Here is a 5743-nt window from a genome sequence, read left to right as displayed (position 1 = left end):
TTGAGTTTCCCACAGTTTGCGCTTATGATGCCTCCCTATCTTTTGGGAAATACCGCATCTCGGAGTAAGCATGCTTGAGTATATCCGTTCCAATTCGCAGTCTCTTGGCGTCAAACTGGCTTTTGGCCTCATTATCCTTGTCTTTGTTTTCTGGGGCGTGGGCAGTATGAAAGACCGGGGCGCGGGCAATGTGGTCGCCATGGTTAACGGCGAACCCATTACCGTGCGTGATTTTGAACTCGCCTATCGCAATGCGGAAGAATCCGTGATGCGCAACAACCCCGGCGCAACGCGCGAGCAGGTTCGTCAGGGCCTTGGCCGTCAGGTGCTGCGTGATCTGGTCAGCCAGTCTCTCGTGCGTCAGGAAGCCGCCAGCGCGGGCATTACCGTGACGCCGCTTGAGCTGCGCATTGCCGTGGGGCAGGTCCCGGCCTTCCAGAACGCCAAGGGGCAGTTTGATCCCGAAGCGTACAAGCGCGTTTTGCAGATGCAGCGCATCACGCCCGCGCAGTATGAGCACGACATGAGTGAAGACCTGCTGCGGCAGAAGCTCTTTGCCCTGGTCACTGCCGCAGCGTGGCATGATCCTGCCGAAGCCCAGAACCGTTACAACTTCCTGCGTGAACAGCGGGTACCTGATTACATTTTTATTCCTGCTGCCGATTTCATGGCAAATGCCAAGCCTTCGGATGCGGAAGTAGCCGCCTATTACGACAGCCACAAGGCTGAATTTGCCATTCCTCCCAAGGTGGATGTGGCCTACATCCGCATTTCGCCGGAAAATCTGGTTAAGCCCGAAGCCATCAGCGAGGCCGACGCCCGCAAGTGGTACGATGCCAATCTTTCCCGCTTCAACCAGCAGGAAGAAGTCAAGGCAGCCCACATTCTTGTGCCGCTGGCCGAAGACGCCGCCGAGGCGGACGTGAAAAAAGCGCAGGAAACCGCGGCTGGCATTGAAAAAGAACTTAAGAGCGGCAAAAGTTTTGCCGATGTGGCCAATGCCAACAACGGCCCCAATGCTGCCGGCCCTGGCGGCGAGCTTGGCTGGATCAAGCGCGGCACCACGGTCAAGCCTTTTGAAGACACGGCCTTTGCCCTTGAGCCCGGTAAGGTTTCCGCGCCTGTGCGCAGCCAGTTTGGTCTGCACATCATCAAGGTGGAGGAAAAGAAGGGCGGCGACACGCAGCCCTTTGCCAGCGTTGCCGCCGATGTGCGCAAGGCCATCGCCAAAGAACAGGGCGCGGACAAACTGCGCGATGTTCTTGATAACCTCATTGAAGACAACATCCTCGGCAAGCCGCTTGAAAAAAGCGCGCAGGCTCTGGGGCTTGAAGCCCAGCAAACGGGCATGGCTTCTGCGCAGGAGCTGCAACAGAAGATGGGCATCAGCGCCGAAGCCGCCGCAAGTCTTGAAAAGACCCCGGCCAATTCGCCTGTGGACAGGGCGCTTGAAGCTGGCGATGCCTATGTGGTGGCCCGTGTGCTCAAGGCTGAGCCCGCATCCACCGCGCCGCTTGAAGCTGTGAAAGATAAAATCTCCGCCCGTTTGCAGGGCGAAAAGGCCCTTGCCGAAGCCATGCGCGCGGCAACGGAACACCGCAAGAACCTTGCGGACGGCTCCATCAACCCCACCGTTAAGACAGGTATGGGCATCAAGACCGCCAATCCCATGGATCGCAGCGGAAGCCTGGCAGATTTTGGGGCAGACCCCGAACTTGCAGCAGCCCTGTTCCATGCCAAGGTCGGCCAGTGGCTGCCTGCGGCCTTTGCCGTCAACAGCCCCAAGGACGGCCAGGGCGCCGTGCTCGTGCACGTTGGCGCTGTGCAGCCTCCCGATCCCGCAGAGTGGGATATGATCAAGGACATCATGGTCAATGCCGTGGAGCGCGAACGCCTTCAGGGCATGTACGAAACCTTCATGCAGCGCCTGCTTTCGACCGCCAAGGTTGAAGTGCACAACATGGACATTGTGGACAGAAAGAACATGTAGCTCTGCCCTGCCGATGGCCCAAGTGCCCCCGGCGCGCAGGCGACAGACACATTGAACTCTCGACCGGAACCGCGTATTGCGGTTCCGGCCTTGTATATTTCCCCCCAACCCTCTCCGTTCTGGCGGCAGGGATATTTACAAAACGACATACCTACCTATTTCTCACAGGTCGACCGAGTGGTCTGTGAACGGGCCTTGCCCGGCGATAAAAGGAGGCACTCTATGTGCGGCATTATCGGTTATGCGGGTCACAGGCCTGCGGTACCCGTTGTGGTTGAGGGCTTGCGCCGTCTGGAATACCGTGGGTACGACTCTGCGGGCGTGGCTTTTGCCCGTCAGGGCGATCTGCATGTGGTGCGCGCCACCGGCAAGCTGGCCGCGCTGGAAGAAAAGCTCGCCCACGAAGAAGGCGTGACCACGCCCACCAGCGCCATGGGCCACACCCGTTGGGCCACCCACGGCGTGCCCGCCGAGCGCAACGCCCATCCCCACCGTTCCAACGATGGCGCACTTGCCATTGTGCACAACGGCATCATTGAAAATTATCAGGAAATCAAGGCTGACCTGACGGCCAAAGGCTATACGTTCAGCTCCGAGACAGACACCGAAGTGCTGGTGAACCTCGTAGCCGAACGCCGCAAGACCGAGCCTGACCTGCTGCACGCCTTTGCCGTCGCCCTGCGCGAAGCGCACGGCGCATACGCGGTCTGCCTTATGGACAAAAACGAGCCCGGCGTCATCTACGCCGCGCGCATGTCTGCTCCGCTTATCTTCGGCCAGGGTACGGGCGAAAATTTTGTGGCGTCCGACATCCCGGCCTTTCTGCCCTACACGCGCCAGGTGGTATTTCTGGAAGACGGCGAGCTGGTGCGCGCCACCGCTTCTGACTACGCCATCATGCGCCTCAAGGATCTGAGCCCGGTGCATCCCGAGCCTCAGACCATCCAGTGGGACATGCAGGCCGCGCAAAAAGGCGGCTACCGCCACTTTATGCTCAAGGAAATTTTTGAGCAGCCCCGCGTTATCACTGATGGCCTCACGGGCCGCATTGAAGGCGACCACAGCGATGTGCGCCTTGCGGAGCTGGACAGCCTGCCGGTGCCGCGCCGCCTGCACATCGTGGCCTGCGGCACGTCTTACCATTCCGGCCTGTGGGGGCGGCATTTGCTGGAGCATTGGGCGCATGTGCCCGTGCAGGTGGAAATAGCCTCCGAGTTCCGCTATCGGGACACCCTGCTGCTGGATAAGGACGACATGGTGCTCGTCATCAGCCAGAGTGGTGAAACCGCCGACACCCTGGCAGCCCTGCGCATTGCCAAGGAAAAGGGCGTGACCGTGCTTGGCTTGTGCAACGTGGTGGGTTCGTCCATCGCGCGCGACGCCTCAGCCGTGCTCTACACCCAGGCCGGGCCGGAAATCAGCGTGGCCTCCACCAAGGCCATGTGCAGCCAGATGCTCATGCTGGCCCTCATGGCCCTGTACTGGAGCAAGCGCAACGGCACCATGTCTGCGGATGAGCGCCGCAAGATCATCGACATGCTGGAAAACCTGCCTGCGCAGCTGGATGCCGCGTTGCCCGCCATGCACGAAAAGGCGCGGGAGCTTTCCCGCAAGTATGCCCAGGCCCGCAATTTCTTCTACCTTGGGCGCGGTCATTGCTACTCCCTGGCTCTGGAAGGCGCGCTGAAGCTCAAGGAACTTTCGTACATCCATGCAGAAGGCTACGCGGCAGGCGAAATGAAGCACGGCCCCATTGCCCTGATCGACCCCTCGTTCCCCACCTTTGCCCTGGCGCTGGACGATGTCCTGTTGCCCAAGGTGAAGTCCAATATGGTCGAGGTGCAGGCCCGGCAGGGCAAGGTTATCGCCCTGACCAACAAGGGTTTTGACCTTGGCGCGGAAGATACATGGGTTATCCCCTCCCTGCCCGCTCCTCTGGCAGGCTTTATGGCCCTGCCCGCGCTTCAGCTTTTCAGCTATGAAACCGCTGACTACCTCGGCAAGGATGTGGACCAGCCCCGCAACCTGGCCAAGAGCGTTACGGTGGAATAGACAGATCAGCCCCGGCGGGCGCTGCGCCGCCGAGAAAACAGTTGCCCCGCGTCTGTTGTGCCAATGTATGCGCACGGCAGGCGCGGGGCTTGCTGTGATGCATTGGTTGTCCCGGCCTGCATGGTATTATTTTCGGTCACATTGGCATGCAATTGCCACCTAATGGCCTGATTCTGTGCGGCTTGCCTAGTGCGGGCAAATTGGGCATAATCCGGCTCTGTAACCTTTCAGGCCTTTGCGGAGGCGCATATGCAGCCCGAGATTCTGCTTTTCGACATAGGCAATACTTCCATCAAGATTGGGCTGGGCAACGAGCGTCATGTGCTGACTTCGTACACCCTGCGCACCGACACCGCCCAGTCGGCGGACAATTTTGGTCTTACCCTTCTCACGCTTTTGCAGCATGCGGGCGTTGCCCCCGCGCAACTCAAAACCTGCGTTGCGTCATCTGTTGCGCCCGGCTTTGATCCCCTGCTGCGCGAGGCAGTGGCCCGCTATGTGGGCTGCCCCTTGCAGCGTGTGGGCAAGGAACTGCCGGTTCCGCTTGAAAACCGTTATGAACGCCCTGCGGAAGTGGGCGCGGACAGACTGGTGGGAGCTTACGCGGCGCGCCGCATGTATCCGGAAACGCCTTCTCTGCTTATTGTTGATTTTGGCACGGCGGTGACCATCGACTGCGTGAGCGGCGATGCCTACATGGGCGGCCTGATTTTTCCCGGCCCGCGCACGGCTCTGACCGCGCTTTCGCGCGAGGCCGCCAAGCTGCCCCGGGTCAACCTTGACGTGCGCGCCAACGAGCCAACACCTGGCCGCAATACCACAACCAGCATCCAGCACGGCCTTGTTTTTGGCTTTGCCTGTATGGTCGAGGGCCTCACGCAGCGCCTCAAACGGCAGATGTCCGGCCCGGTCAAGGTGCTTGGCACAGGGGGCTTTGCTTCCTCCATCGCCAGGGTCAGCAACGTGTTTGATCAGGTGCTGCCCATGCTCCTGCTCGAGGGCCTGCGCAGGCTGCACTATGAAGAACCCGGCACGGACGAATAGCGCCATGAATCCCGCCTGACAGTCAGGCGGCGCTTCTGGCCCTGAACAGACGTTTCACGGGCAAAAGTTCTGATCGACTTATCCGCAGACCATTGGCCTTTGCGCCGTGGTAAGCATTTTCGTAAACAAGCCCCCCCAGGGCAAAAGGAGTAGACAATGAGCGGCATTGCTTCAGTTTATGGCCGTGAGATTCTTGATTCGCGCGGCAACCCCACTGTTGAAGTGGAAGTGACGCTGGAATCCGGTCACAGCGCCCGGGCGGCGGTACCCTCCGGGGCCTCCACGGGCAGCCGTGAAGCCCTGGAAATGCGTGATGGCGACAAGAGCCGTTTTGGCGGCAAGGGCGTGACCAAGGCTGTTGACAACGTCAACGGTGAAATCGCCGAAGCCATTGTTGGCATGGACGTGCTGCGTCAGGTGCAGATCGACAACACCCTTATCGACCTTGACGGTACCGACAACAAATCCCGTCTTGGCGCCAACGCCATGCTGGGTGTTTCCATGGCCTGCGCGCGCGTGGCTTCCGAATTTCTTGGCCTGCCGCTCTACAAGTATCTTGGCGGCATCAACGCCAAGGTGCTGCCCGTGCCCATGATGAACATCATCAACGGCGGCGCGCATGCTCCCAACAATCTGGATATTCAGGAATTCATGATC

General features: G+C 60.0%; 3 protein-coding genes and 1 pseudogene. All 4 read left to right on the top strand.

What is annotated here, in order from left to right; translation table 11 throughout:
- The first annotated feature begins 70 nt into the window (after nt 1-70).
- On the top strand, nt 71-1990 hold the full coding sequence (locus VEZ52_RS07625) for a SurA N-terminal domain-containing protein (protein WP_324836295.1): 1920 nt from the start codon (nt 71-73) through the stop codon (nt 1988-1990).
- 222 nt (nt 1991-2212) lie between these two features.
- Nucleotides 2213-4042 carry a glutamine--fructose-6-phosphate transaminase (isomerizing) gene (gene glmS, locus VEZ52_RS07620; RefSeq protein ID WP_324836293.1) on the top strand — a complete coding sequence of 610 codons (1830 nt, stop codon included), beginning with the start codon at nt 2213-2215 and terminating at the stop codon, nt 4040-4042.
- A 249-nt stretch (nt 4043-4291) separates the two neighbouring features.
- Nucleotides 4292-5086 (top strand): type III pantothenate kinase, encoded by a 795-nt coding sequence (locus VEZ52_RS07615; RefSeq protein WP_324836292.1) that lies wholly within the window; start codon nt 4292-4294, stop codon nt 5084-5086.
- 156 nt (nt 5087-5242) lie between these two features.
- Nucleotides 5243-5743, top strand: a pseudogene (gene eno, locus VEZ52_RS07610) (phosphopyruvate hydratase); the annotation flags it as partial.

It is taken from the genome of Desulfovibrio sp. (assembly GCF_035644575.1).
Taxonomy (GTDB): Bacteria; Desulfobacterota; Desulfovibrionia; order Desulfovibrionales; family Desulfovibrionaceae; genus Desulfovibrio.
The sequence above is the reverse complement of the archived record's forward strand: the minus strand, read 5'-3'. Positions and strand labels throughout refer to the sequence as shown.

What these genes read in the sequence shown, in the direction of transcription:
- VEZ52_RS07625 (WP_324836295.1), top strand. Translation starts at nt 71, where the DNA reads ATGCTTGAGTATATCCGTTCCAATTCGCAGTCTCTTGGCGTCAAACTG.
- glmS (WP_324836293.1), top strand. Translation starts at nt 2,213, where the DNA reads ATGTGCGGCATTATCGGTTATGCGGGTCACAGGCCTGCGGTACCCGTT.
- VEZ52_RS07615 (WP_324836292.1), top strand. Translation starts at nt 4,292, where the DNA reads ATGCAGCCCGAGATTCTGCTTTTCGACATAGGCAATACTTCCATCAAG.